The 20,905-nt window shown below is 56.7% G+C and carries 30 protein-coding genes; 17 read left to right on the forward strand and 13 right to left on the reverse strand.

Annotation, left to right across the window (positions count from 1 at the left end):
• A complete protein-coding gene (locus tag RGV33_RS33515) occupies window positions 1-300 on the reverse strand; it encodes a helix-turn-helix domain-containing protein (protein WP_011600738.1) in 300 nt (99 codons plus the stop codon).
• Window positions 301-429: 129 nt separating this feature from the next.
• On the opposite strand from RGV33_RS33515, the gene RGV33_RS33520 reads away from it, so the two are divergent.
• From RGV33_RS33520 to RGV33_RS33585, 14 genes are all read left to right on the forward strand, one after another.
• A complete protein-coding gene (locus RGV33_RS33520; RefSeq protein WP_047883085.1) occupies window positions 430-987 on the forward strand; it encodes a hypothetical protein in 558 nt (185 codons plus the stop codon).
• A gap of 192 nt (window positions 988-1,179) precedes the next feature.
• On the forward strand, window positions 1,180-1,338 hold the full coding sequence (locus RGV33_RS33525) for a hypothetical protein (protein ID WP_156796377.1): 159 nt from the start codon (window positions 1,180-1,182) through the stop codon (window positions 1,336-1,338).
• Between the two features lie 10 nt (window positions 1,339-1,348).
• Entirely contained in the window at window positions 1,349-1,660 is a 312-nt protein-coding gene (locus RGV33_RS33530; RefSeq protein WP_033039648.1) for a hypothetical protein, read from the forward strand.
• Window positions 1,661-1,787: 127 nt separating this feature from the next.
• The gene (locus RGV33_RS33535; RefSeq protein WP_172691832.1) at window positions 1,788-2,135 is read left to right on the forward strand and encodes a hypothetical protein; all 348 of its coding nucleotides are present in this window, start codon (window positions 1,788-1,790) and stop codon (window positions 2,133-2,135) included.
• Window positions 2,136-2,219: 84 nt separating this feature from the next.
• Window positions 2,220-2,909 carry a hypothetical protein gene (locus RGV33_RS33540; RefSeq protein WP_047883083.1) on the forward strand — a complete coding sequence of 230 codons (690 nt, stop codon included), beginning with the start codon at window positions 2,220-2,222 and terminating at the stop codon, window positions 2,907-2,909.
• Window positions 2,906-3,097, forward strand: coding sequence for a hypothetical protein (locus RGV33_RS33545; protein WP_102685538.1), 192 nt, complete (start codon window positions 2,906-2,908; stop codon window positions 3,095-3,097). The genes RGV33_RS33540 and RGV33_RS33545 overlap by 4 nt, the downstream gene beginning before the upstream one ends.
• Before the next feature lie 49 nt (window positions 3,098-3,146).
• On the forward strand, window positions 3,147-3,596 hold the full coding sequence (locus RGV33_RS33550) for a hypothetical protein (protein WP_102685537.1): 450 nt from the start codon (window positions 3,147-3,149) through the stop codon (window positions 3,594-3,596).
• 10 nt (window positions 3,597-3,606) lie between these two features.
• The gene (locus RGV33_RS33555) at window positions 3,607-3,912 is read left to right on the forward strand and encodes a hypothetical protein (protein WP_172691835.1); all 306 of its coding nucleotides are present in this window, start codon (window positions 3,607-3,609) and stop codon (window positions 3,910-3,912) included.
• A 249-nt stretch (window positions 3,913-4,161) separates the two neighbouring features.
• Complete coding sequence (locus RGV33_RS33560; protein WP_131657989.1) at window positions 4,162-4,407, forward strand: hypothetical protein; 246 nt, start codon at window positions 4,162-4,164, stop codon at window positions 4,405-4,407.
• Window positions 4,408-4,526: 119 nt separating this feature from the next.
• Window positions 4,527-4,937, forward strand: a complete 411-nt coding sequence (locus RGV33_RS33565) for a hypothetical protein (RefSeq protein WP_033039634.1) — start codon at window positions 4,527-4,529, stop codon at window positions 4,935-4,937.
• An 18-nt stretch (window positions 4,938-4,955) separates the two neighbouring features.
• A complete protein-coding gene (locus RGV33_RS33570; protein WP_033039631.1) occupies window positions 4,956-5,144 on the forward strand; it encodes a hypothetical protein in 189 nt (62 codons plus the stop codon).
• A 201-nt stretch (window positions 5,145-5,345) separates the two neighbouring features.
• Entirely contained in the window at window positions 5,346-6,464 is a 1,119-nt protein-coding gene (locus RGV33_RS33575; protein ID WP_322148898.1) for a phosphoadenosine phosphosulfate reductase family protein, read from the forward strand.
• 33 nt (window positions 6,465-6,497) lie between these two features.
• Window positions 6,498-7,352, forward strand: coding sequence for a hypothetical protein (locus RGV33_RS33580; protein WP_083377956.1), 855 nt, complete (start codon window positions 6,498-6,500; stop codon window positions 7,350-7,352).
• Between the two features lie 69 nt (window positions 7,353-7,421).
• Window positions 7,422-7,673, forward strand: a complete 252-nt coding sequence (locus RGV33_RS33585; RefSeq protein ID WP_016969809.1) for a hypothetical protein — start codon at window positions 7,422-7,424, stop codon at window positions 7,671-7,673.
• 39 nt (window positions 7,674-7,712) lie between these two features.
• On the opposite strand, the gene RGV33_RS33590 is transcribed toward RGV33_RS33585, so the two are convergent.
• Genes RGV33_RS33590 through RGV33_RS33600 form a run of 3 tightly spaced genes read right to left on the reverse strand, consistent with a single transcriptional unit; the run spans window position 7,713 to window position 9,348 of the window.
• Window positions 7,713-8,177 (reverse strand): hypothetical protein, encoded by a 465-nt coding sequence (locus tag RGV33_RS33590; RefSeq protein WP_016969808.1) that lies wholly within the window; start codon window positions 8,175-8,177, stop codon window positions 7,713-7,715.
• 34 nt (window positions 8,178-8,211) lie between these two features.
• Window positions 8,212-8,748, reverse strand: a complete 537-nt coding sequence (locus RGV33_RS33595; RefSeq protein WP_172691839.1) for a hypothetical protein — start codon at window positions 8,746-8,748, stop codon at window positions 8,212-8,214.
• A 12-nt stretch (window positions 8,749-8,760) separates the two neighbouring features.
• Window positions 8,761-9,348, reverse strand: coding sequence for a hypothetical protein (locus RGV33_RS33600; RefSeq protein WP_016969806.1), 588 nt, complete (start codon window positions 9,346-9,348; stop codon window positions 8,761-8,763).
• Between the two features lie 223 nt (window positions 9,349-9,571).
• Between RGV33_RS33600 and RGV33_RS33605 the strand changes: the two genes are divergently transcribed.
• A complete protein-coding gene (locus tag RGV33_RS33605) occupies window positions 9,572-10,462 on the forward strand; it encodes a hypothetical protein (RefSeq protein ID WP_016969805.1) in 891 nt (296 codons plus the stop codon).
• Here RGV33_RS33605 and RGV33_RS33610 read toward each other — a convergent pair.
• From RGV33_RS33610 to RGV33_RS33645, 8 genes are all read right to left on the reverse strand, one after another.
• Window positions 10,441-12,381 (reverse strand): AAA family ATPase, encoded by a 1,941-nt coding sequence (locus RGV33_RS33610; protein ID WP_083377955.1) that lies wholly within the window; start codon window positions 12,379-12,381, stop codon window positions 10,441-10,443. The two genes, RGV33_RS33605 and RGV33_RS33610, sit on opposite strands and share 22 nt — an antisense overlap.
• A gap of 105 nt (window positions 12,382-12,486) precedes the next feature.
• Complete coding sequence (locus RGV33_RS33615; RefSeq protein ID WP_060765410.1) at window positions 12,487-12,717, reverse strand: hypothetical protein; 231 nt, start codon at window positions 12,715-12,717, stop codon at window positions 12,487-12,489.
• A gap of 2 nt (window positions 12,718-12,719) precedes the next feature.
• Window positions 12,720-14,111 carry an exodeoxyribonuclease VII large subunit gene (gene xseA, locus RGV33_RS33620; RefSeq protein WP_322148901.1) on the reverse strand — a complete coding sequence of 464 codons (1,392 nt, stop codon included), beginning with the start codon at window positions 14,109-14,111 and terminating at the stop codon, window positions 12,720-12,722.
• Entirely contained in the window at window positions 14,098-14,310 is a 213-nt protein-coding gene (locus RGV33_RS33625) for an exodeoxyribonuclease VII small subunit (protein ID WP_011078018.1), read from the reverse strand. Before RGV33_RS33625 ends, xseA begins: the two co-directional genes overlap by 14 nt.
• Before the next feature lie 73 nt (window positions 14,311-14,383).
• A complete protein-coding gene (locus RGV33_RS33630) occupies window positions 14,384-15,013 on the reverse strand; it encodes a hypothetical protein (RefSeq protein ID WP_261754841.1) in 630 nt (209 codons plus the stop codon).
• Window positions 15,014-15,077: 64 nt separating this feature from the next.
• The gene (locus RGV33_RS33635) at window positions 15,078-16,136 is read right to left on the reverse strand and encodes an RNA-guided endonuclease InsQ/TnpB family protein (RefSeq protein WP_261754840.1); all 1,059 of its coding nucleotides are present in this window, start codon (window positions 16,134-16,136) and stop codon (window positions 15,078-15,080) included.
• Window positions 16,137-16,509: 373 nt separating this feature from the next.
• Window positions 16,510-17,211 carry a DUF2786 domain-containing protein gene (locus RGV33_RS33640; RefSeq protein WP_322148902.1) on the reverse strand — a complete coding sequence of 234 codons (702 nt, stop codon included), beginning with the start codon at window positions 17,209-17,211 and terminating at the stop codon, window positions 16,510-16,512.
• 29 nt (window positions 17,212-17,240) lie between these two features.
• A complete protein-coding gene (locus tag RGV33_RS33645; RefSeq protein ID WP_011154398.1) occupies window positions 17,241-17,717 on the reverse strand; it encodes a hypothetical protein in 477 nt (158 codons plus the stop codon).
• A gap of 386 nt (window positions 17,718-18,103) precedes the next feature.
• Between RGV33_RS33645 and RGV33_RS33650 the strand changes: the two genes are divergently transcribed.
• Window positions 18,104-18,364 carry a hypothetical protein gene (locus tag RGV33_RS33650; protein WP_156796376.1) on the forward strand — a complete coding sequence of 87 codons (261 nt, stop codon included), beginning with the start codon at window positions 18,104-18,106 and terminating at the stop codon, window positions 18,362-18,364.
• Window positions 18,365-19,146: 782 nt separating this feature from the next.
• Here RGV33_RS33650 and mobI read toward each other — a convergent pair.
• Window positions 19,147-19,641 carry a conjugative transfer protein MobI(A/C) gene (gene mobI / locus RGV33_RS33655; protein ID WP_013100926.1) on the reverse strand — a complete coding sequence of 165 codons (495 nt, stop codon included), beginning with the start codon at window positions 19,639-19,641 and terminating at the stop codon, window positions 19,147-19,149.
• A 260-nt stretch (window positions 19,642-19,901) separates the two neighbouring features.
• On the opposite strand from mobI, the gene RGV33_RS33660 reads away from it, so the two are divergent.
• Entirely contained in the window at window positions 19,902-20,882 is a 981-nt protein-coding gene (locus RGV33_RS33660; protein ID WP_028621613.1) for a ParM/StbA family protein, read from the forward strand.
• Window positions 20,883-20,905 lie beyond the last annotated feature (23 nt).

Here is a 20,905-nt window from a genome sequence, read left to right on the forward strand (position 1 = left end):
TCAACCACTCCCGTCTTCGCATTGATCCAGCCGCTGCTCCATCTGCGATATCAGGTCAGCGGCTTTAACTTCGAGGGCTTTAGACAACCTCATAATCAAGGGAAGTGTGGGCAGACTCTCGCCCCGCTCGATTTTCCCCAGGTGCGCCCGCTCAACCCCAGCCAGGAGAGCAAGTTTCTCCTGAGCTAGGCCCGATTTTAGGCGTTCTTCGCGTACGACATTGCCAAAAGCTCCTGCCACCTGAGGGTCAAAGCTTGATGTTCCTGCCGGTCGCCCGCGTGTAGGTGGTCGCTTCTCCATAGACAGAAGCGTTATCGGCAGGAACAATTAAAACCACGTTTAAGAATACCCGTTTCGCTATTTACGCTATGCCCAGAGGGCCAGCGGAGCGGTTTTATGTGCACACTCCCCTGGTTAGGACTAGCAAATATGACTCACGTTGACCCCTCCGTACCTCAGCACTTGGCAGAGCTTTACCAGGAACTGAACGCATCGAGAGCGACCCTGCTGGCATTGATTGAGGCCGAGGGTTCCGGCATCCATCGGCGGACACTGGATCAGCTTGATCGCATGATTGCAGAGATATTTTTTCCACTGGAGTTCGTTGTTTACAGCGAGGAAGAGACGGTGCCTTCGGATGATCCGGCGTCTGCCACCCCGACCGGGTATGCGTGGCGAGTGACTGGCCGTGAGGGCGAGATCAGGACGCTCCGGTGTGACGAAACCGGCCAGGAAATATCCATCTCGATTGGAAGAGCCATCACAGACTTCGCTTTGGTGCCCAATCACCTACCGGAAGCCTACTTTCCCGATCTCGATCTCACTCCGGCGCAACTGGAGGGGAAATATGCACAGCGTGGCAACGATCACCCTTTCTTGACCAATTACCAGTGGCTTCAAGCAGTGCGCAACAACCAGACCCAGTTTGGATACTGGCAGTGGGTTCTGGCTCAACTGCTGGCCCTGCACCGACGCTCGCTCCCCTAAAGCCCCGCACGAATACCGCGCCAGCCACTGATGCACCTCGGGGCTTGGCGCAGGCCACTCGAAAGCTTCCGCCCGCCCTGTACCTCTTACCCAGATAAATTCCTCTTCAATCGGTGTGGGAAAATGCCTGCCCCGACTTGGGATATCTGCGCCGGCCTTTATCCTAGTCGCAGGCAAATAGAGGAGACCGCGATGCGCACTTTCACCGGCACAATTAAGACTGATGTACAAGGATCTGAGGTGGAATTTGAATTCGAGGTCGATGACAACGCTACTGCTGAACAGATCGAAGCCGAGGCAAAACAGGCGGCGTTTGAGCTTGTCCAGTGGCATTACGAAGAAGTGAAGTAGGAAAGTGCCCATGAGCGAGCAAGTAACGATGCAGTTCGGCCCCCTGGAGCTGCGCAAGACAGAGGAAGGCTGGCAGTACCTGAGCGAAGGCGTTGGCCATGAGCCTGATACCTGGTGCGATGCTACCAGTGTGCTTGGGCCGTTTGGCGGTTCAGGTGTGAACGATCTGCTTGATGAGTTGGCTGCAACAAAAGCCAACGCAGAAGCACGCGAATCCGAGCTTGTAGATGTTCTCCAGCACATTCGAGGAAAAAGTTGCTGTTCGGACGCTTGGGATGCCATTGACGAGGTTGTGCCGTATAACGACGCGCTATACAGCTGATACAAGAAAATCCCGCAGCAGACCACGGCCCCTTAATTGGGGCTAAGTCCGTGAGATGGTGCCAATTTTCGGTTACGCAACGATGTCTTGGTCATCAAAGGTATGACGCGCTGAAGGAGTGCTGAACATGTTGGGAGCTGCATTTATCGCCGATATAGCTGGTCTCTTCTACTGGCTGTTGATCCTACTGGCAATTGGCGCAGCCCTCACTTGGTTGTGGACGTTCGTCGATCACCTGGACATCCGCAAGGGTTGGCAAGCTCTGGTGGTGTGCGCCGTGACGATAGTTCTTGTGCGTGTCGTTGGGGCACAGGCCGACCACTATCGGGCGATGGCGACCGCTGCTGGAACCGGGCTACAGCCGGGCGATGGCCTGGGCATCTTCTTCATGTTCTTCATGGGGGGCGGGCTACTTGTAACCCCATTCGTGCTGCTTTTCTCGGGTAACGGCAGCAAGAAGGAAGGCAGTGGATAACCGAGTACGCACCCCTCGCATAAATCTCGATCTCTACCAACTCGGCGGTAAATCCACCGAAAAGCGCTAAAGGCGTCAATCATAATGCTCTACATCCTCCTATGCTCCGTTGTTCTGCTGATCGTGGTCATTGGTACCGTCGCTCGCGCTACGTTGGCCTTGGTTTCCCCCGGCCCTGGGCAGCGGCTACGTCAAATGGTTCTCGTGCTGGCTTCCTATGCTGTAGGCATGGCCTACTGCGCACCACTGCTTTACCTCTTCTTTGGCCCAGATGGCGCTCCGGGGGAAACTCTTGGCGTCGATACTGCGCGGCTAACCGTCTATCTGCTTTTGGCTGCCTCAGTGGCCCTACTCTTCTACATCCCCTCGCTGTGGAAAAGAGCGGCTGACTCCAAAGGCTTTTGGCCGATGGGCCAGCTGACACTCGTTGCTTTGGCATGCTTCGTAGGTGGTAAGTCCGCATATGACCACCTGACGTTCTTCAACAACGATCAAGCTGGCTGGGCAGATGTTGCTCTCATGAAGGAAATAGGAGAAATAACCGATATGCCGGGATGCACCAGCCCGGTTGCCTTTGTCCGGTTCCAATCCACTGGCCCATTTGAATACCGCTGCCCTGGCTTGATCGTTTTCAACCGGCTTTCATCGCAGCCTTTCGGCCCATGGCCACACAACGATAACGGCTCAAGCCAGCAGCTCGCAGATGTCATCCTGAAAATCAAAAGCGAAGCGAAAGTGGCGAAAGACTCTGAAGAGGAGTCCGCCCCGCTATGAGTGCGAAAGCCCGCAAGTCAAAGCCAGCACAGCCACCGGCTGAAATGCCTATTGAGTGGCCGCGCGCCGACCCGGCCGAGCTGGCCAAGTTCGACCCGGCGTCGAAGGTCTGCAACATGAATTGCGGCCCTCACAAGAACGACCCACGCAGCCATGCCGAGCGGCTGTTTCTGTGTGACGACTGCTAACCCAAGGAACCAGAAGCCCGACAGGAGCTGACCCAATGGAGAACGAAAAATGACTGATATGCCTACAGGAACATTCACTATCGGCGACCCGTTGCGCTCCAGTGGGAAGGGCAAAACGCCCATTGCTGACGCATGCGCTGAAGCAGAAAAGATGTTGGCCGAGTATCGCCACGCCCTCAGAGATGGTGTCGACGCGGACAGTGATCGCTATGAGTTGGTGTGCATGCATTCGCTCATCGGACACAAGAATGTCGGCCTCGCATATAGCGTCGAGCTTCAGCGGGCATACCTGCTGTTTGCTGATGCTGACCGCCCCCAGCCCGACTACGAGCCGCTGTGGCTGTTGGATGCAGCCAAAGAACTCACCCTGCTTATGCGAACGCTCGTGGTACCAGATAAGTCATCAACTGCAACGACGTACTGGGGTGGCGTCAAGCGAGGGCCGATCATTGCGTACCGCTTCAAACTCGCCTATGCGCCCACAAGCATCAAGTTCTAGGAACCCATCCATGGAAATGAAATTTCGCACCCAGTCCGGTGCCATCGTCACCACCGATCCTATGGCTGAGGGGCAGACACCCCTGGAGCTTGCAGATCCTGCTGCTGAGCGTGGCGTAGGCCAAGTCGAGCCTGCACACCTGCTGCGCAAACAGATCGAGGGTGTGATTCGTGAATACGGTGCAGATCCTGCGGAAGCCGCTCTGGCGGTCTGCGTCATCCTCGACGGGAACTTGGGCCTGGCTGAAGACGGCTGGTTTGACGATGACGAAACCGTGCTGAACGCGATCATTGCCGGCAACCAGGCTGACGACTGATCTGTTTGACGAAAAGCGGAGGCGAAAACATTGGTCTGGATCAAGACAAAAGACCTCATGCCTGCTCCAGGGGTGCCCGTGCAGTGCAAACTCAGGCATTGCAGCAGTGGGACTGTCCAGCAGCATCGCCTAGTCCGCGTGGTCGAGGACGATTGTACCTGGCGAACTGCCGGCGACCTTTGCGAAGTGAGTTATGACTGGGACGTGATCGAGTGGGAGTCCGCCTAGGGCAACGGAGAGGGAACAAAAATGATGAACGTACCTATGGGGTTGTTAATTCTGGCAGTGTCATTTTCTGTCAAGGCGGCAGGTCAAGGCGAACCGATGGAACCGTTCCTGGGCATCCTAAAACTGGTAATAGCTCTCGGTGGCTTAGTTGTGGTTTTGACTGCGGCACGTTGGCTGTATAGCTGGTACCAATGTCGAAAAGTAACCCGTACCGCCACTGAATCTGTCAAAGAGCGTGTCGCTCGTGGTCAGAAGCCCTATTGCTAACTCCCATTCTTCAGTGGAGTTTTGCAGGGCGAACCCCGTTAATGCCCACGCCCCGCTTAGCGGGGCTGGGGTCATAGGAGAGGGCCACTTTCGGGCCTCACAATGAAGAAGGACACATCATGGCAACTGAATCTCCGTTTCTGAAGCACCGAGAGATCTTGCTCCACCAATCCTACAGCGCCGCTGGCGCGCTCCAAGATTTTGCCCTGAGCTGCTACAACGGCCAGCTAGGGCAGTTCCGGGGTGACGCCCTGGCCAACTTCGACCAACAGCACTTCGCAATTTTTGTCGAGATGGCCACCTACTACCACCAGCACCGCGAGAATGATCCACACTTGCTCGAGGTCGGCGCGGCCATCTGGGCGGATCGTCGTGATCGCGGGCGAAAGCACTTGGCCGAGCTAGCCGAGCACCGTGCGATCAACCCGAAAGAGTACCCGGACGGCTCGGAGCGAGATTATTTCGACCAGTTGGATTGGCTGAACCGGCAAACTGAACGCATGAAAGCGAAGGGCTGGATCGACGAATAAAACTGAATGGAGACCACGATGGCAAACGCACCCAGCGAGTTGATGCAGCAACAAGATGACCCTGTGTGGTTCGTGGAGGAGCGCCAGCTGAACGGCGACTGGATCGCCATCGACCGCGCGGACGATCAGGCCGAAGCCGAAGCGAAGTTGAGCCATGCCGAGAACTGCCTTCCAGGCACGTACCGTCTGAATCGGTCGGATTGGTGAGCCCGGCCACGCAAGAGCCATCCCATCCAGGAGAAGCGCAGCCAAGTAGCAGCCGATCGTGCTCTGTTTCCTGTAGATGATTTCTCCTCGGCTTCCTCCTGTCGCAGGGAGGAGCCGCCTCCACCGCCCATCAGTTGGGATTTCCCGTTGCCGCCGTAGGCTGAGTCTGTAGGCACCAGGTAGGTGCTCAGAGGACAGCCAATGCACCCGTCAATCTCCCGCGCACACCAGTTCGACGACCAGGTAGTTATCCCGGCACTGGGCCAGCAGCTCACCCTGCTTGGGTTCGAGCCTGAGCCTGCTGTGCTGGCAGAGGGAACCTATTTCGATGCGCCGACAGTGGATCTGGACAGCTATGACCACGTTGTAGTCTGTGTGTCTGGCAAGGACAGCATCGCTTGCCTGCTGGCACTGATCGAACAGGGTGTGGATCTGCGTCGTGTTGAGCTCTGGCACCATCGGGTGGATGGTGCAGAGGGGAGCACCCTCATGGACTGGGCTTTCAATGACAGTTTCATCGAGAAGTTCGCAGCTGCATTCAATCTGCCGCTCTATTTCTCCTGGTTGCAGGGTGGCATCGAGGGCGAATTGCTCAAGATGGACGCCTACTCCAAGCCTCACATGGTCGAAACTCCAGGCGGAATTATCTGCTTGGATCGGGATACCAGTCGGACATCACCGGCGACCCGCCGCCGGTTTCCTCAGCAAAGCGCCAGCCTGACAACACGCTGGTGTAGCTCCGCAGCCAAGATCGATGTAGGCCGTAGGGCCATCACCAATCAGGAACGCTTTCTCGGTACCAAGACCTTGTTCGTCACAGGTGAGCGCCGTGCTGAGTCGAGCAACCGCAGCAAATACAATCAGCTGGAACCTCACGCCGTCGACCGGCGCAAGGGTCGCCTCGGCCGGCACGTAGATGCTTGGCGACCGGTGCTGCACTACAGCGAAGAACAGGTGTGGGAGCTGCTTTCTCGTCACCGAGTGGAGGCACCTGTCCCCTATCGCTTGGGCTGGGGTCGCTTCAGCTGCATGACGTGCATCTACAACTCCCCGAAGGTATGGGCCACCATCAAAAAATACTTCCCTGAGCGGGTTACCCCGATAGCCGGTTACGAGGACGAGTTTGGGTGCACTATCAGCCGGCAGAAAATCAACGTGGTGGATCTGTCGGCCACAGCGGAAGCGTTCGATATCACCGATCTGGACGCACTTGCCCAGGCGCGCCAGCGCGAGTACGTACTGCCGATATTCACGCCAGAGGGCAAAGCCTGGCAGTTGCCAGCTGGAGCATTCGTAACCGAAGGCTGCGGATCGGTTTAAAAAACTCCTCCTCGAGACTCGTCGGCCGAGAGCATGATTGCCAAGGAAGGCGGCGAGTACGACTGGCTCAAGCCCCTGAACGACTTGCGGAACTACATCAAGGCCCGCCACTTCGATCCGAGCGCTCGATGCTGGCTGGCGCGCACGATTGATAAGGAAACGGGGACGATAAAAATCGCTCCGAATTCCTACTCGCCGGCATTCACCAAAGAGCTGTTGGGAATCATGCTCACGATCCAGCTCGACGAGTTTGACGCCGCCCAGCAAGCCGGTATCAAACCGCGCTTCACGCTCCTGGATATCCAGCAACTGCTGGCGGTCGAGGCGCTTTGGGGCCGGTATGGATACCAGAAGCCGTTTACCGCAATGAGGGTGTTCCTGGAGGTCTACGAGCAAGGTGTTCGCTATGAGATCCCAGACATCGCGGCGCTGCCAAAGTACACCGAGGCAGACCTGCGCTACCCCGAGGTCGAGGTGCCGTTCTGTGATGATCAGTACCAGGGAATGTTCAACGGCCTGCGCAGTATTTCCCATGCTGCTGCCGATGCTGAGTTCCTGACCACAACACGCAGTGGCATGGTGGTCATGGACGTGGTGACCAGCAGCGGATTCGAGATCGATCGCGAAGGTGCAGAGCTGTTCGTGAACTTCGAGCTGGATAACGCCCTGTCCCGCGTGACCTTCGACCAGTCTCCGACTGCGGGGCTGCATTACCTGATGGGGTTGGGAACCATCGCGATCTACAAGGGCGACCATGGCGACTGGGATCGGATGATGCGGATGTCCAACCAGATTTTCAGAAGCGATCTTCAGCCCATCCTGCATGACCGCGCTGCGCTGATTGCCCGCCTGGGTGGTAGCTCACTGGGTCAGATCGATCTGTTCTGATTCGGGCCGTGTAAGCAACGACCATAATCCTGTGCGACTATACTGTTTTTACATACAGTGAGGCGTGCTATGCCATCTTCGGAACTGCCGCCATTTGAGCCGGTGACGCTCGACGAGTTGCGTCGCATTTGGTCAGCACATGACGATCCTGACATACGCCGCCTGGCGCTCGAAGTAGCTCGATATCGGCGTGTGCTGGCAGAGGTCGACAAGCTCTATAAGACCGTCCACCAGTCTTGGCGCGACCAGGTGGGCGGTGATCTGGTGGCCCTGCACCTCTTGAAACAGGTCATGTATCACGAACGGATGCGCTTGCCCTAATGGCTGGCTGCTTCGTTCTACAGCGCCAGCAGTGCGCCATCAGGATTGAATACGCTCGAAAGTTATTTGGACAGCGCTAACACATGCGCGATACGCAGCGCTGGAATCTTCCTCCAGCTTCCTTAGGATGGCGCGCCCGGCCAGACTCATTCCGCCGTCACGGAGGCTGCCAAGCTCGAGAACCGCGCTCAGGGCCGCGTAATCACTGTTGAACTGCTCCCCGTCATCTTGATCAGCAGTTCCGTCCTTGATCTTTTCAAAGTAGGACATCACTGCCTCAAAGCGGTTAGTGGCTGACTGAATCATGGTCTGTTCCAGTTGGGGCAACGCTGGATCTGCATTCAAAGCTTCATCGCACCGCCGAGTCAGCAGGTCGTGCAGCAGATCGGCATCATTGGCCGCATCCACACAATCGCGGTGGAGCGCATTCTCCAAACTGCTCTTCAGCCAGTAGCTGGTTTCAGGGTTGCTGAGTACCGCTTGAATTTCTTCGTTGATGGCCACTGTTCGATTCCTCTGTCCGGAAGGCGTTGTGTGCTCAGCGATTCACTGCCGGAGCACTGGGGAGGTTGCGGTTTTCCTGCGGAGCCATCGGTTGCCCCATCAGCTCAAACGCCGGCGAAATGAACTCGGCTGTCATGGCCTCGGAAAGCGCCTCCAGCTCGAAGTCGGTCACCTGAAAGCTCCCTGGCCAGATCCTGATGAGTGCCGATTTTCGTGCGACAAGGAATTTCTCCTGTTTGAGCATGGCCTCGTTGACGGCGATACCAACAGCCTCGACAAGCGCATCGCGGCTCCTGAAGAAATGAGTCATGGAGGAAAACGGGCAGTCGATCGGCACTCCGTCGACGATCATTTGATTCGGCTTCAGGTCGATGACGACGCGATTCGCCACCACTTTCCGCTCCGTCCACTCAAGAAACCAAGCCCCGAGAGCGCCAGCAGCAGCGACGATGCCGGCTACTACCCAGGTTCCTTGGCTGGGTGCTTCTACGTCAGGTAACGCAGCAAGCGAGCCCAGTAACGGGAGGGGCAGTATCGCCATCCCCAGTAGGGCTTTCGACAGATCATTCATTATGCGTCCTCGCTAAAAATTGCACGTCGTCGTGTGCGCTTCAACTGCATAACCGCGGCTTGCAGTAATCAGTTGCACCTTACTTTCCAATAACTCGGCGATGATCTTGATCGCTGCCTGACCTCCCAAGCTGTACAGGTGTGCGTCTGCTTCTAGCTCGAACAGGCGTGTCGTACGATCCGGCGTTGTCATGATCAGCAGCAGTACCTGCTGCATGACATGCTCAAACGCCACCTCACAGAGTCGGCGACACAGACCAGTCTTACGGTGAACCGGCGCAAGATAAATGGCCTTGAGCATCAGATGAAAGCTGGTCTCGCCTTTGCTCTGGAGTGCTGTCAACTCAAGGGAACACAGCCCAGCCAAATTGTTGCCAACCCAGATCTCGTGGCACCCTTCGGCCGGGAAATTTGTAGGCGATAGAAGATCACCTTGTGGGCGATCTGATTCGTCGAAAATCCGCGCCCTTTGCGGTGGTGTTGAGAGGCGGTAAGTAACCATCACTGCTCTGCTCATAGGCTCCCCACCAGGATGGTCGTCGAGGTGCAGTACCGCTGGTTGGAGTTCCGGCAGTAGTTTGATCAGGTCAATATCTTTCATAAGGGAAACCGTTGGATCGCTGATGTCGGCCGATTATTCCACGCCGTCAGCGCCAGCAAGGCCGTAATCAGGTCGTAAAGCGGTCAGAAAACGTTCTCCCTACTCAGGGGGATAATTTCTATCTGGAGTGCTTGTATCTGGCCCTATCAGGCATTGCGCCAGCGGCCGTTGGGATTTCGGTAGGAAATGAGACGGTGGCCACCTCCTACCAGGAACCACCAGCATGGAAATCAACCGCCTCCCCGCTTGGCTTCAGGCTTACCGCGATGGCCATCGTCAAGGCAATGCCCAAGCGCTAGCAGCCTATGCCGATTACTACTGCATGGACGGGTCAGCCGACATGGAGCTGGATATTGAGGAGCGGCTTGGCTACATCCCTCCGCCGATGGTCTCGTATGCAAGCCGAACGGGCACACGCCGCAACCTCGCAGCAATGCGCGGGGCGGGTTGGCGTTTACTCGTTTCTGCGGCCGGGGTTCTGCGCACTGAGGGGTTCGAGCATTACGCCTTGGACAACGGAGCGTGGAGCGCTTTCCAGCAGGGCACGCCGTTCGATGAGCGTGCTTTCGGCCGTGCCGTGGATCTTCTTGGCGAAGACGCTGACTGGGTTGTCCTACCTGACATCGTGGCAGGTGGAATGGAGTCGCTGGATTTCAGCCTGCGCTGGCTGGATCGGCTAAAGGGATTCCCTCAAAGGTTGCTCATTGCTGTGCAGGATGGAATGGAGCCAGACGATGTGCGTGAGTTCTTGAGCCCATCCGTAGGGATATTTCTCGGAGGGAGCACCCCTTGGAAGCTGCAAACCATGGCTGCCTGGGGTGTCCTTTCTCGTCGCCGCAACTGCTACTACCACGTTGGCCGGGTCAACAGCGCTCGACGGATCGGAATGTGCGCTGCCGCCAGTGCTAATTCCTTCGACGGTACCAGCGTGACACGCTTCGCCGACACGCTGCCTGCGCTCCATGCCGCGCTGTGCTATGCCGATGACCAGGGTGATCTTTTCTCTCTAGCGAAGGAGGACGTTGCAGCCACGCCATTCAATTGCTGTTGGCCGCTGCCTTCGAGACAGCACTGTTTTCATGGAGCCCACCATCATGAAGATGGGGTTATCTGAGCTTTCGCTGCCGTGGACATATCAGACGCCCAGTCCCGGAGATAACCAGGAACGATGAGCTTGTGACGAGCTCTCGATCCACCCGTGTAAAGGGCTGCAAAAGCCCTGCTCGCCGCAATGCGGTCACCAGGCCCTACTTGACTGAGCAAGTCTGGCGCGAGCATCACAGCGTCGATCTCTGAATTGCGTGCGTCCATGACCCGGCCGAGCTGTAGCGGGGCTGTCCCTGACGCATCGAGGTTGAGTAACGATGCCTCGAACTCTGATGAGCTATAGCCCTTACTGAGCATCCGGTCGATGCGCTGAAAGCTACTATTTTTGCTGCCCATGTCCGCCCGGAGATCATCCCAGTTGGTGTACCTGAAGAGCGCGCTGTGGGTTGGCCGTACCTGATCATGGAACAGGCCAATGCAATCGAGAATGAACCGGCGGAAAGTGTTGATTGCTCCAGGTAGCAAGCTGAAGGTCGCGCCAGCGCTCCCCAGGCGCTGAAACCACTCGAATAATCCCCACTCGGAATCAACCAGTATCGTCACGGCCCCGGTGGGAACCTCTGGCTTGTCGTAGTAGACAACCTTTGTCTCGATGCCGTTGTTGCCCTCGAGCGAAGCCAATTTCAGTATCGGGTGTTTGTCGATGAGGGGGTTTATGACTCCCTCGATCTGCCGGCCGGCGCGAATGGAGTGGGTGATCTCGTGCTTGCGGAGTGTGCTAGCCCGTTGGTAGTAGCTCCCATCCAGGCGCTGGCATGCGTCACCCAGGGTAATCACGGGCTGGGTACAGCGGTCGAGAAATACCGAGAGTGGCCAGCTCAGGTCGTGAGCTTCATCGACAATGATGTGGGTGAACTCCAGACCTATGACCGCCTCATGAAGAAGGGTCATGTGCTTGATTCGGTGATAGCCGCGAAGCGGGAGCTGAAGGCGCTGATCGGTTGGTTCTATGGTCTGGTCCCACAGCCTTTGCGCATACCCTACCAGTACCAAGCGATCTACGGCATCGAGGGTAAGCCCTTTGGGGATGTGCTGCTCTGATAAGGCAAGGTCAGTGCTGTTGCAAAAGGAGGCAACCATCCTCGCGCAGGCCGTGGCTACTTGGGCTGGACTGAGCCTACTTATCGACCCGAAGCCTAACCGGGAAGCGATGTCTTCCGGGGTAACCTGGTGCCGAGCGGATGCCCGCTTGCCCGGCCTGTAATAACCGACACTTCGTTCAAGCACGTAGTTGGCGAGATCTCCGAACGTCATTCCTCTCACGTTCGCGGCTCCGATTCGCTGCATCAAGGCCTGGAGCTGCACCGCGGTGAACGCCAGCACGAGTGGTCGACATGATGAAAGCGAGTCCACCAAGCGTTCGATCATGTGGGTCTTGCCGGTACCAGCCAGGCCCTGGATATGGATGCTCTCATCGGGTTCGGCGTGAATAACGCGAAACGTCCGGCTCTGCTGATTCGACAGAGAAATTGTTTTCCCCGATGGGGTCTCGAACGAATGCTTGAGCGGGTTGAGCTTTTGGGTGTGCGCTGCACAGAAGTTGAAGTCCCAGTGGCCACCATTCAGGAATTGCGTCGCGTCCAGCGTCTCCTCATCCAGGAAGCGCAGCCGCAGCCGAGGCATAAGCGCCAGCCCTCGCTCAAACAACTCTCGCTTAAATCGGCCGGCAATCAGGCTAGAAAACGTACCAGGTGGATGCGTTTGGCTCAGTTCCGTTCCAACTGAGATCAACTCGGCCAGGGCCTTCTCAACGAGCATTTCGCTTTTCGGCTTTCCGTCCAGGGCCGGTAAATTCTGGATGACAGCCACCGAAGCCACTTGGGGCACGTCCCACTGCCCCAGTAGGACACGAGCAGAACTACTCGGATCAACCAAGATGTCGGCCTGTGAAGCCAGCAGTGGGATGTAAAGAACCGGGTCGCTCACACTTTTATCTCGGTGAAATGAACATCGTCGACCGCCACCAGCACTATCGCCGGCGGCGGGCCCAGCTATCCAGTGTATGCCAGGCCAGCCGAAGGTCACACTTTCTCAACGCCGGTACCAGTTGAGCTGGTAGCACCTGGCGTCCTCGGGAATCTGATCGGGTGGCCAGCGCAGGCAATCCAGATACAGGCGCTCAGGTTTGCTTGGGCTGGGCCGAGTAGCCTGCACCAGGTAGGCCGAGCCACCGGAAGTGAGGATGTAGTCGCCAGCGCTCAGGTCGCCAGCGCCATCGATGTACAGCTTGCATGGGGTGTAAGGTTGGCCGCGACTAGCCATATTCAGCGATCCTCAACTGCGGCGATGACATGGCCATCGGCGAAGGCCAGATCCAGCTTGCCTGCATCGCGAGCCTGCTGGGCACTGCTGATTATCTCCCCACCAGGGCCACGGACTAAGGCAAAGCCTCTCCCGAGCAGTGCAAGCGGATTTGTCTTGTCGTAGACCGTGCATGCAAGCTCCAGGCGCGAAATTTCCTTGGCGATCAGCGCCCTACTCAGGGAAGCCACCCTCGAGGCGGCAAACAGCCCCCTTTGGCGCTCAGCTACACACAGACCAGCCCCGAGCCTTGAAAATCGATCCTGCGCGAGCTGGAGGGCCATGCGCTGTTGACTGAGGAGGCGGTCTCGGCCTTTGTCGAGGCTGCTTTGCTGTTGCAACAGTTGCCGATGCTCCCCATGGAGCGTTTCCGTCACCCGCCGGCTGAAGGTGCTCCAAGCGCGATCCAGATGCGGGGCTTGCCCAGACACCAGGCGCAAGATCATGCCGTTGGCCCGCTCGACCTGAGCCCGAGCAGTTGAGGCCTCAGACATGAGCGCTGTTTTGATGAACCCGATGACCTTCGATGGTGTGTCGAACCGGCGGTGTGCCACGAGGTCAAGCACGCATTCGTCGATCTCGTGCCCAATGCCGGTGAATACCGGCACAGGCAACCGGCACACCCAAGCCGCAAGGTTCGCGTCGTTGAGCCAGGCCAGATCGCTTTTCGCCCCACCCCCGCGGATGATGCATACGGCGTCGAATGGCTGCTGTTGATGTTGCTCATGAACCGTCCGCAACGCAGAGCGGATGCTGTCTGATGCATCACGCCCCTGGAACGTCGCTGAGAAATACTCGAAGCCGCACACCTCGGCCGCAGCCAACTGCTCTGCATCACGCCGAAAATCGGCCAGCCCAGCAGCCTCGTGCGGAGCCACAACCGCAACGCGCCAGAACCCCCCTGGACAGGGAAGCCCCCGCTGTAGGTCGAACCACTGCCGCTCCTTCAGGGAGGCAATGATCTTCTGCATCTTGGCCTGCATGTCACCCAGCGTGTAGCTCGGGTCGATGCCGGTGACCATCAGGGAGAAGCCAAACTGAGGGGAAAAATCCGCCCTCACTTTCAGCAGGACGTTCATTCCTGCTTGAGGCAGGCCTCCGGTTGCCTGCTGCCACTCACCAAGTACCTTGCCGGCGACGTTCGCAAACATGGTGCACCGTGCTTTCGCGACCTCGGCTCCCTCACGCGACTCCAAGATGTCCATGTAGCAGTGGCCGTTCGGGCGGCGTTTGAAGTCGCTGAGTTCCGCAACAACCCAGCTGCTGTCTGGTACCGCAGCACGGACAGCCTTTTGGATCTGGGTAAGGTATGCGCTGAGAGTGAGGTGCTGCTCAACCGGATCAGGTGCGTTCACCGGACTGACCCTCTTCAGCGCCCAAGGTTGCCTGAACAACGCTCTCGATTCGGGTAAGCCGGTCGGCGCAGAACTTACGTGCATCCGCAAATTCGCGAGCAAGGGTCTCCAGCTCGTCGATGCTCACCTCATTGCGCTCCAGGCGCTTTACCGTCTGGTCGATGAAGGCGATGTTGGCTTCGTAGGTGTCTCGGCTCATGTGGGAAGTCCTGGGGAAGATGAGATCAATCAACGTGCCAATTGTCGCAGCTTCCCCAAAAGACCCAACCCTATCAGCCTTCAGGCTGAACCCACGTTGTCTGACCCTCTGGGATCACGCCCCGATTGCAGCCGTATTTGGACAGGTACAACACCCTGCTCTGCCGCAACCAGGCCTCAACGGTTGGAACGATCATCGCGGCATACTCGGCAAGGCTCGGGTGTTTCTTCCAGTCGCCATTGCCGATCGCGGATTCCAGCGAACGGTCATACCAGGCGTTGACCAGTTGCTCGACTCCAGCCAATTCTTCGCCGGCGGACGGTGCGGAATGGATCAGGTTATGCGCCTCGCGTTTCCTTTGCTCTCGGGTGGCATGTGCAGCTGGTAACGCTCCGAGGGAGAAAAGAGCGTCCTCAAAATTGAGGTGACGCTTCTCGTGAGTAGTCGAGTCCTCGACTACACCGGGGACGAAAGAAAAACGGCAGAGCTTGCAGTAGACCACGCCACTGTCCTTCCGCTCGTAGTGCTGCTCCAACGAGCGAGCGATCCACTTGCGAACTTCGTGATAGCTGCGTGCTTGAAGATGATGCTGCGCCATCAGGTTGAGGCGCTGCGCATGGCTCAGTCCTGGGTGAAGGGCCTTTGCCTGTTTGGCGAGCTTTTTGAGGTTTTCGATATCGCGGAGTGTGATTGGGTTTTGCATACGGCAGCCTCCAAAGGCTGATGCTCTGTGTCCACTTCGGAGCACCCTTGACATCCGCCCCGGCTTAACCGCCGGGGATTCCCTCTCCAGGACGCTCATGCCCGAGCGCAAGAATGTTTCTGGCCGCGTTCACGTCGCGGTCGTGAGTGACACCGCACTCACAGATCCATTCCCTTATTCCAAGCCCTGCGATACCTCTCGGCCTGCTGTCGGGCAATGCACCGCAACAGCTACAGGTTTGGGTGGTGTACGCCTCGTTCACTACCCTGAAGACGATGCCTGCGTGCGCGCATTTGTAGGCCAGCATCGTTTTCAGTTGACCCCAGCCGGCATCGAGCACCGACTTGGCCATCTTGGTTTTGACGAGTTTCTGCGGGCTGACATCGCCCACGATGATCGTGTTGCAGCGCTCGACCAGCGAGCGGCTGAATTTGTGCAAGGCATCCTTGCGCCGGTTGGCGATCTTCGCGTGGATCGCCCGCACGCGAGCCTTCTTGCTGGCCCGCTGGGCAATGGCCAGCTTGGACTCCAGGCCGCGGTAGAAACGGCCATTCTCCAGCCGCTGCCCGTCGCTACAGGTGGCAACGTCCTTCAGGCCCAGGTCGATGCCAACTGCCCCTTGGCCATTCAATAGCTGGGTATCCAGCTCGACGACGACATTGAAGTACCAGCGGCCTCGAGCGTCTTCGCTGAAGCTGCCGGAGCGGAAGCGGTACTGGCCTAACCCGTAGCTGTCCCAGACCTTGAAACAGTTGCCATTGTGGAACACCTGGCCGTTCTTCCAACTGGCAGCCCCTGTGTTGAACGGCACCCACCCCAGCGACCGCCGTGCACCACCAGACTTGCGCCAGTTCAGCCGCCTCTTACGAAACTGCTTGCGCCGGGTGACGTACTCAGCCGCGACACATTGCAGAGTCTGGCTGTGCAGGCCAAGTTCCTTACCTGCTCCCTTGGTGTACGGATGCAGATCAAAGGCGGATAGAAACACCCCACGCTCACGGATTGAGCGATGGCTGAGTTCGTTCAGGTAGTTCCAGACGAAATTCACGCTGCGTGCCATCTGCCGCAGCAGCGGCGCATGCTTGTCTCGAACGCGAACTTGGAGGGTTTTGGTGTGCTTCATGGCAATAGCGTGCCACAGAATCGGAATAACCCAAGGGCCGCTGCGCTACACACGCTATTCATTCACGGGCTGAACGCCGGGATTTTCCGCACAGCCTGGATAGGTGTTCCGTTGGTTTGTCGGTAGTGCTTTCGCTTTGCCAATGTGGACGGCAGGCACCTACCCGTGTGCCGAGGGGAATATCTCTGTCTCGATTGCGAACGTCAAGTGTGATGTCGAATTTCGCCCTGCTGGTTGAAATTTGAGCATCGCCGGGGGAGCGTTCCCAGACCGCCACGCCAGGACTTTATCCACAGGCTTACCCCCACTTTCAGGGGACAAACCTCGGACGAAAAAAATCCCGCTCAAGCGGGACTTATTCCTGGGCGCGACCTCATTCCAACAGCATGTGTTCGTCACGGCCCATAGGTTTGTGCAGAGAGACGCTTTCACCATCCATTTTGCCCTGAATGTACGCTCGGTACGCATCCATATCCAGTTTTCGGCGTTTCATCTTTGTGATCGGAACACCAGGATAATGTCTTTGGGTATAAGCGTGGATTGCCCGCTCCCCTTCTTCCGTAACGCCGGCAAATTCCTCTACTCGTTTATGTACGCCGATGATCCACGCTTCTGCATACAGCACTCCCGCTCTGCGCCTTTGCACTGTGCCCTGAATGCTGACCCCTGAGAGGTATTTTCTCTTGGAGTCTTTCAGTTGCCGGATAAGCACCTCATACGCATAGGCCGACATTTCAGCGCTACCGATTTCTCCAATAAAAATCAGCGATTGCCCGTCAGGGCCATAGCTGTAGAAACTCACACAGCCAAACGCTTTAGAAACCGTCATCGACAACATGCGAATCCATTGTGGCGGAACGCTTTTGGCTTTACCGATCCGCAGGGAAAATTCTTCCGTCTGGGTGGCATGCACATCGCCTATCTCCAGCTTGAACTTATCCATAAGTTTGCGGGCTTGCCGCATTGCTGCTTCGGCCTCATGCGGGTTGCTGGATTTGGCGAGCGCAAAACATTTCTTGATTCTGTCCAGTGCGCGAGCGCGCTTATTCTTGTCTCCAGTCGCGCACTCACTCACCGCTCAATCCTCCGCTTCGCGACACGTTATTAAGCATGACGCTTCAGCGACAACCAATATCTCCCCGTATTGGGGTTGCTCAGCAAGTATACTTGCTCCATCCCCTCAAAGGAGGTGTCCAACTTTTGGACGCCAGCCCCGAAATACTCCCCCAAACGCGACAACACTTTTTCCTGTTCTGCTTGCGGCTGGTCTTTAAGTTCATCGAGAACCATCTTCAGCTCTGTGATAGCGGCGGCAAAAAACGTTCTTGCTCGCAACGCATCCGCTTGCCCGAGCGTTGACTCGTATTCACTAAGCACTACCGCCATCGCCATAGAACTACGCTCACGCAACCCTGCGCACTCCTGAGTGAGTACGATTGCAATTAGGAGATCATGACTGCCCGGAATGTCTGCATGCAGCACCTCCAATATTTCCTCAGACCACTCCTTATCCGCAGGGAGGTTGTATCCTTCAAGAGAAAAACTACCGCTGGCCCCGATCAACTCATTAACGCCGTACATAAAATCCCCTTGTCCCTAAATTTGTGGTTCACCTTAACAACATGCATCCATCCGCTTCGCGACACGTTTAAAAGCGCACGAACGCAGCATCGAACTAGATCTTCCTGTTTGATTCGTAACTGATTCGGTTCATCAGGCAGTAGTCGACAGTGTATCCATCTATCCGGGTAACGATTTCCCCAGTCAAATCGAGCAGAGCAGATGCCCCTGCGTAAAATCCAATTCCGCCGCTGGCATATTTTCCGCTCCGAATCTGGAATCCTTTGGCGTCAGTGATGGATACGCCGGATATTTCGTGCCATAGGAGAAATACACCCTCCCCGTACAGGCCGTCATCCCGCACTGAAAAAAGAACCTGCCGGAGTTGGCTCCCATGGGCAACGCCTATGAAATCGCCGTTTGGTAGCACCGGCGGGAATAACCTGCCGTCATCTCTTTTTCTAAACTCCAAATGTCACCGCCTGTTCATTGCCGTGTTTCGCCGGCTCTTTATGTTCGATATCACGCTGGTGACAACCAATGCTGACTTGATCGACAAGCTTACGCAGCAAGCGATGCCGGTAATGCACATGCCAGTGAAAACCATCCCGTGGATTGCTGATGTCCATGCTCCGAGGTATGGCAGGTTCGCGAAGATCATTCGCTAGGCCCTCCCCTTACGCTCGCAGATTTGCCAGCCAAGGCTTTCATCGCCGCCCGCAGTTTCGCGCAGTCGGTTTTCGCATCGCTGAGTACATACCTCGATCCGTAGTAGGTCAGCCAGGCGGTTGCTAACCCGGCACTCAACGCGCCGATTGATCCAAGCAGTAGTTCCAGTTGTTCGCTCCCGAGCATGAGATTTACTCCCTCTCAATCCTGGCTGCTTACTCCAGCCCGCAAATTTGCGCTGTGCCAATGCTCCCACCATCGCAATCAATCCCAAGGATTTAGTGCGCTCCGAATCCGCTGCCCGCCCTCTACCTGCCCGCAGGTGCTTGCTCACTTCCGTTACACCCCCTTCACCCGCTTCGCGACACAGGTTCAGGAAAACCACCCTCACACCACCTCGCTTGCTTATGGGAGTCTGACGGTTCACCTCACATAGAGAGAAAATCGCATTGGGGCTAGTTTCATGCGCGCCGCTCTGAAAGGCCCGCGCAACGGGGCGTGTAGCGATATCCACGTCAGATGGTTGCCGTGAAGGGGTGTCGTCATCGCCAAAGGGGTGTCGTGAAGGGGTGTTGTGAAGGGGTGTTGCTGGACTGAAACGCCCGCCCGCTAAGGCGTCGCGGCTATTCAGCCGGGTCAGTTTGCAGCAAACGGTACTGTGAAGAGGTGTCGTCATCGTCGAAGGGTGTCGTGAAGGGGTGTCGTGAAGAGGTGTTGTAGGTCGGAGCCCTTGATTTTGTTGGGCTCCACCATTTTTCGGCACAGTTCCCAGGCGACTCGCTTAGTCGGACGTTGCGGGGTAATCATGAGTGATGAACGCAGAAATCGAGCCGTCAACCACGCCAGCTTTCTTCACCGCAGGGACAAGCTGACGGCGGACTCGCTGAATGACCGAGCACGTTTCCCGGATCTCGGCGAGCTGGATTTCGTAGGCCCGAACGATGTTCTTCAAGGGCTCCTTGACGAATGAGAACGACGAGACCGGGTACTTGCTTCCCTGACCCTTATTGATTGTCCGGATGACCCGCGGTTTCTTGGCTTCGCCTTCCTTGAGCCTCGGCAAAATGACTTTCGCCCATTCGATGGTGACGGCATTCGGGCTGGATTGCCGGATACGGATCACGATCGGTATGTGCCCTGGCTTACCTGCGTGCAGTGAAAGGGCTGTCTGGAAGAAAGAGTCGCGCAGCTCCTCCGCTCGGCCGACAAGGCTGGAATAGACGCGATCAAGCTCCGCTACTGCTGGGTGCTTGGGGGCTTCAGAGGGTGAGTTCATATGTTGCTCCTTTGTGGATGGGAGCATTTTGCGGGTCGACAGAGAAGGCGTGGATCGTTTTCAGACGCTAAAACGTCCTGAAAACGAAGCCCAAAGCTTTCAGGAAGGCTGATTATTACGGTGCGTCGTCATCTGGTGACCGGGTGATGCAGATATAGCGCTTGGGATTCTTTGGATGTGGGGTTTCATGTGCTGCGGGGTCATTCGCGTCGTCATCTGACGCACTTCTTTTGTCATTTTTTGCTGGGAGCGGCATTCGAATGGGTAACGCCTTAGGTCTGGATATTGGTTACAGCAACGTGATTGGCGTTTTTGGCAGTGGGGATGGGCATCCGGAGTCGATTATTCGCCCCTCGCAGGCCGCTCCCTTGAGCGTTCTGCCTGGGGATTCTGGGTTACGCGCTGGTGAAGTAATCGTGGAGGTTGATGGAGCGCCCTGGGTGGCATTTGCCGCGCCCGGCCGTGTTCAGGATGGACGAGAACTGCACGAGGATTACACGTCTTCGCACGCCTATGAGGCCCTGTTTAAGGGAGCTCTGCTGCATGCTGCGGGTGATAAAGACGTGATTGACTGCTTAGTAACTGGCCTTCCTGTCTCGCAGGCTCGCGATAAGGCCTATGTGGAAGCCCTAGTAAAGCGTATGACTGGGACGCATCGCATTACGCCAAAGCGAGAGGTTACCGTTAAGCGAGTAGAGGTTGTTGCTCAGCCGATCGGGACTCTGACAGAGATCTACTGCAACTCAGATGCATCGGAAGTTATTGAGGAGTCAGTTTCGATCATTATCGATCCGGGATTTTTCAGTGTTGATTGGGTCGTATTTGACCATCGCGAGCTGGTAGTCAACTCCAGCAGCAGCAGCCTCAAGGCTATGTCTGTTGTACTTGAAGCGTGCAATGAAGAGATTGCGAAGGATCATGGCGGTATTCCTGGCGTAGAAAAGATTGAACATGCGCTCCAGTCGGGTAAGTCATACATCCTGATTTATGGCCGCAAGGTTGAACTTGCAGAATATCTAGAGCGTGCTGCCGAACGTGTTATCCCATCCGTTTTCACTGAGATTAAGCAAGGACTTCGATTCCTGAAGGGCCGTGCTATCGACTGTGTGATCCTCGGCGGCGGGGGAGCCTCATTGTATGAGCCATTTGCCAGAAAAGAATTTCCCGATGCATTGGTAGTCAAGCCCGTGAACAGCGTAAAAAGCAATGCCGAAGGTTTCTGGCATATCGCACGCTCTTAATTTAACGGGTGCGCAAGGACGCG

Origin of the sequence: Pseudomonas sp. Bout1, from assembly GCF_034314165.1 — a bacterium.
Lineage (GTDB): Bacteria > Pseudomonadota > Gammaproteobacteria > Pseudomonadales > Pseudomonadaceae > Aquipseudomonas.

What these genes read in the sequence shown, in the direction of transcription:
- RGV33_RS33515 (WP_011600738.1), bottom strand. Translation starts at nt 300, where the DNA reads ATGGAGAAGCGACCACCTACACGCGGGCGACCGGCAGGAACATCAAGC.
- RGV33_RS33520 (WP_047883085.1), top strand. Translation starts at nt 430, where the DNA reads ATGACTCACGTTGACCCCTCCGTACCTCAGCACTTGGCAGAGCTTTAC.
- RGV33_RS33525 (WP_156796377.1), top strand. Translation starts at nt 1,180, where the DNA reads ATGCGCACTTTCACCGGCACAATTAAGACTGATGTACAAGGATCTGAG.
- RGV33_RS33530 (WP_033039648.1), top strand. Translation starts at nt 1,349, where the DNA reads ATGAGCGAGCAAGTAACGATGCAGTTCGGCCCCCTGGAGCTGCGCAAG.
- RGV33_RS33535 (WP_172691832.1), top strand. Translation starts at nt 1,788, where the DNA reads ATGTTGGGAGCTGCATTTATCGCCGATATAGCTGGTCTCTTCTACTGG.
- RGV33_RS33540 (WP_047883083.1), top strand. Translation starts at nt 2,220, where the DNA reads ATGCTCTACATCCTCCTATGCTCCGTTGTTCTGCTGATCGTGGTCATT.
- RGV33_RS33545 (WP_102685538.1), top strand. Translation starts at nt 2,906, where the DNA reads ATGAGTGCGAAAGCCCGCAAGTCAAAGCCAGCACAGCCACCGGCTGAA.
- RGV33_RS33550 (WP_102685537.1), top strand. Translation starts at nt 3,147, where the DNA reads ATGACTGATATGCCTACAGGAACATTCACTATCGGCGACCCGTTGCGC.
- RGV33_RS33555 (WP_172691835.1), top strand. Translation starts at nt 3,607, where the DNA reads ATGGAAATGAAATTTCGCACCCAGTCCGGTGCCATCGTCACCACCGAT.
- RGV33_RS33560 (WP_131657989.1), top strand. Translation starts at nt 4,162, where the DNA reads ATGATGAACGTACCTATGGGGTTGTTAATTCTGGCAGTGTCATTTTCT.
- RGV33_RS33565 (WP_033039634.1), top strand. Translation starts at nt 4,527, where the DNA reads ATGGCAACTGAATCTCCGTTTCTGAAGCACCGAGAGATCTTGCTCCAC.
- RGV33_RS33570 (WP_033039631.1), top strand. Translation starts at nt 4,956, where the DNA reads ATGGCAAACGCACCCAGCGAGTTGATGCAGCAACAAGATGACCCTGTG.
- RGV33_RS33575 (WP_322148898.1), top strand. Translation starts at nt 5,346, where the DNA reads ATGCACCCGTCAATCTCCCGCGCACACCAGTTCGACGACCAGGTAGTT.
- RGV33_RS33580 (WP_083377956.1), top strand. Translation starts at nt 6,498, where the DNA reads ATGATTGCCAAGGAAGGCGGCGAGTACGACTGGCTCAAGCCCCTGAAC.
- RGV33_RS33585 (WP_016969809.1), top strand. Translation starts at nt 7,422, where the DNA reads ATGCCATCTTCGGAACTGCCGCCATTTGAGCCGGTGACGCTCGACGAG.
- RGV33_RS33595 (WP_172691839.1), bottom strand. Translation starts at nt 8,748, where the DNA reads ATGAATGATCTGTCGAAAGCCCTACTGGGGATGGCGATACTGCCCCTC.
- RGV33_RS33600 (WP_016969806.1), bottom strand. Translation starts at nt 9,348, where the DNA reads ATGAAAGATATTGACCTGATCAAACTACTGCCGGAACTCCAACCAGCG.
- RGV33_RS33605 (WP_016969805.1), top strand. Translation starts at nt 9,572, where the DNA reads ATGGAAATCAACCGCCTCCCCGCTTGGCTTCAGGCTTACCGCGATGGC.
- RGV33_RS33615 (WP_060765410.1), bottom strand. Translation starts at nt 12,717, where the DNA reads ATGGCTAGTCGCGGCCAACCTTACACCCCATGCAAGCTGTACATCGAT.
- RGV33_RS33625 (WP_011078018.1), bottom strand. Translation starts at nt 14,310, where the DNA reads ATGAGCCGAGACACCTACGAAGCCAACATCGCCTTCATCGACCAGACG.
- RGV33_RS33630 (WP_261754841.1), bottom strand. Translation starts at nt 15,013, where the DNA reads ATGCAAAACCCAATCACACTCCGCGATATCGAAAACCTCAAAAAGCTC.
- RGV33_RS33635 (WP_261754840.1), bottom strand. Translation starts at nt 16,136, where the DNA reads ATGAAGCACACCAAAACCCTCCAAGTTCGCGTTCGAGACAAGCATGCG.
- RGV33_RS33645 (WP_011154398.1), bottom strand. Translation starts at nt 17,717, where the DNA reads ATGTACGGCGTTAATGAGTTGATCGGGGCCAGCGGTAGTTTTTCTCTT.
- RGV33_RS33650 (WP_156796376.1), top strand. Translation starts at nt 18,104, where the DNA reads ATGAAATCGCCGTTTGGTAGCACCGGCGGGAATAACCTGCCGTCATCT.
- mobI (WP_013100926.1), bottom strand. Translation starts at nt 19,641, where the DNA reads ATGAACTCACCCTCTGAAGCCCCCAAGCACCCAGCAGTAGCGGAGCTT.
- RGV33_RS33660 (WP_028621613.1), top strand. Translation starts at nt 19,902, where the DNA reads ATGGGTAACGCCTTAGGTCTGGATATTGGTTACAGCAACGTGATTGGC.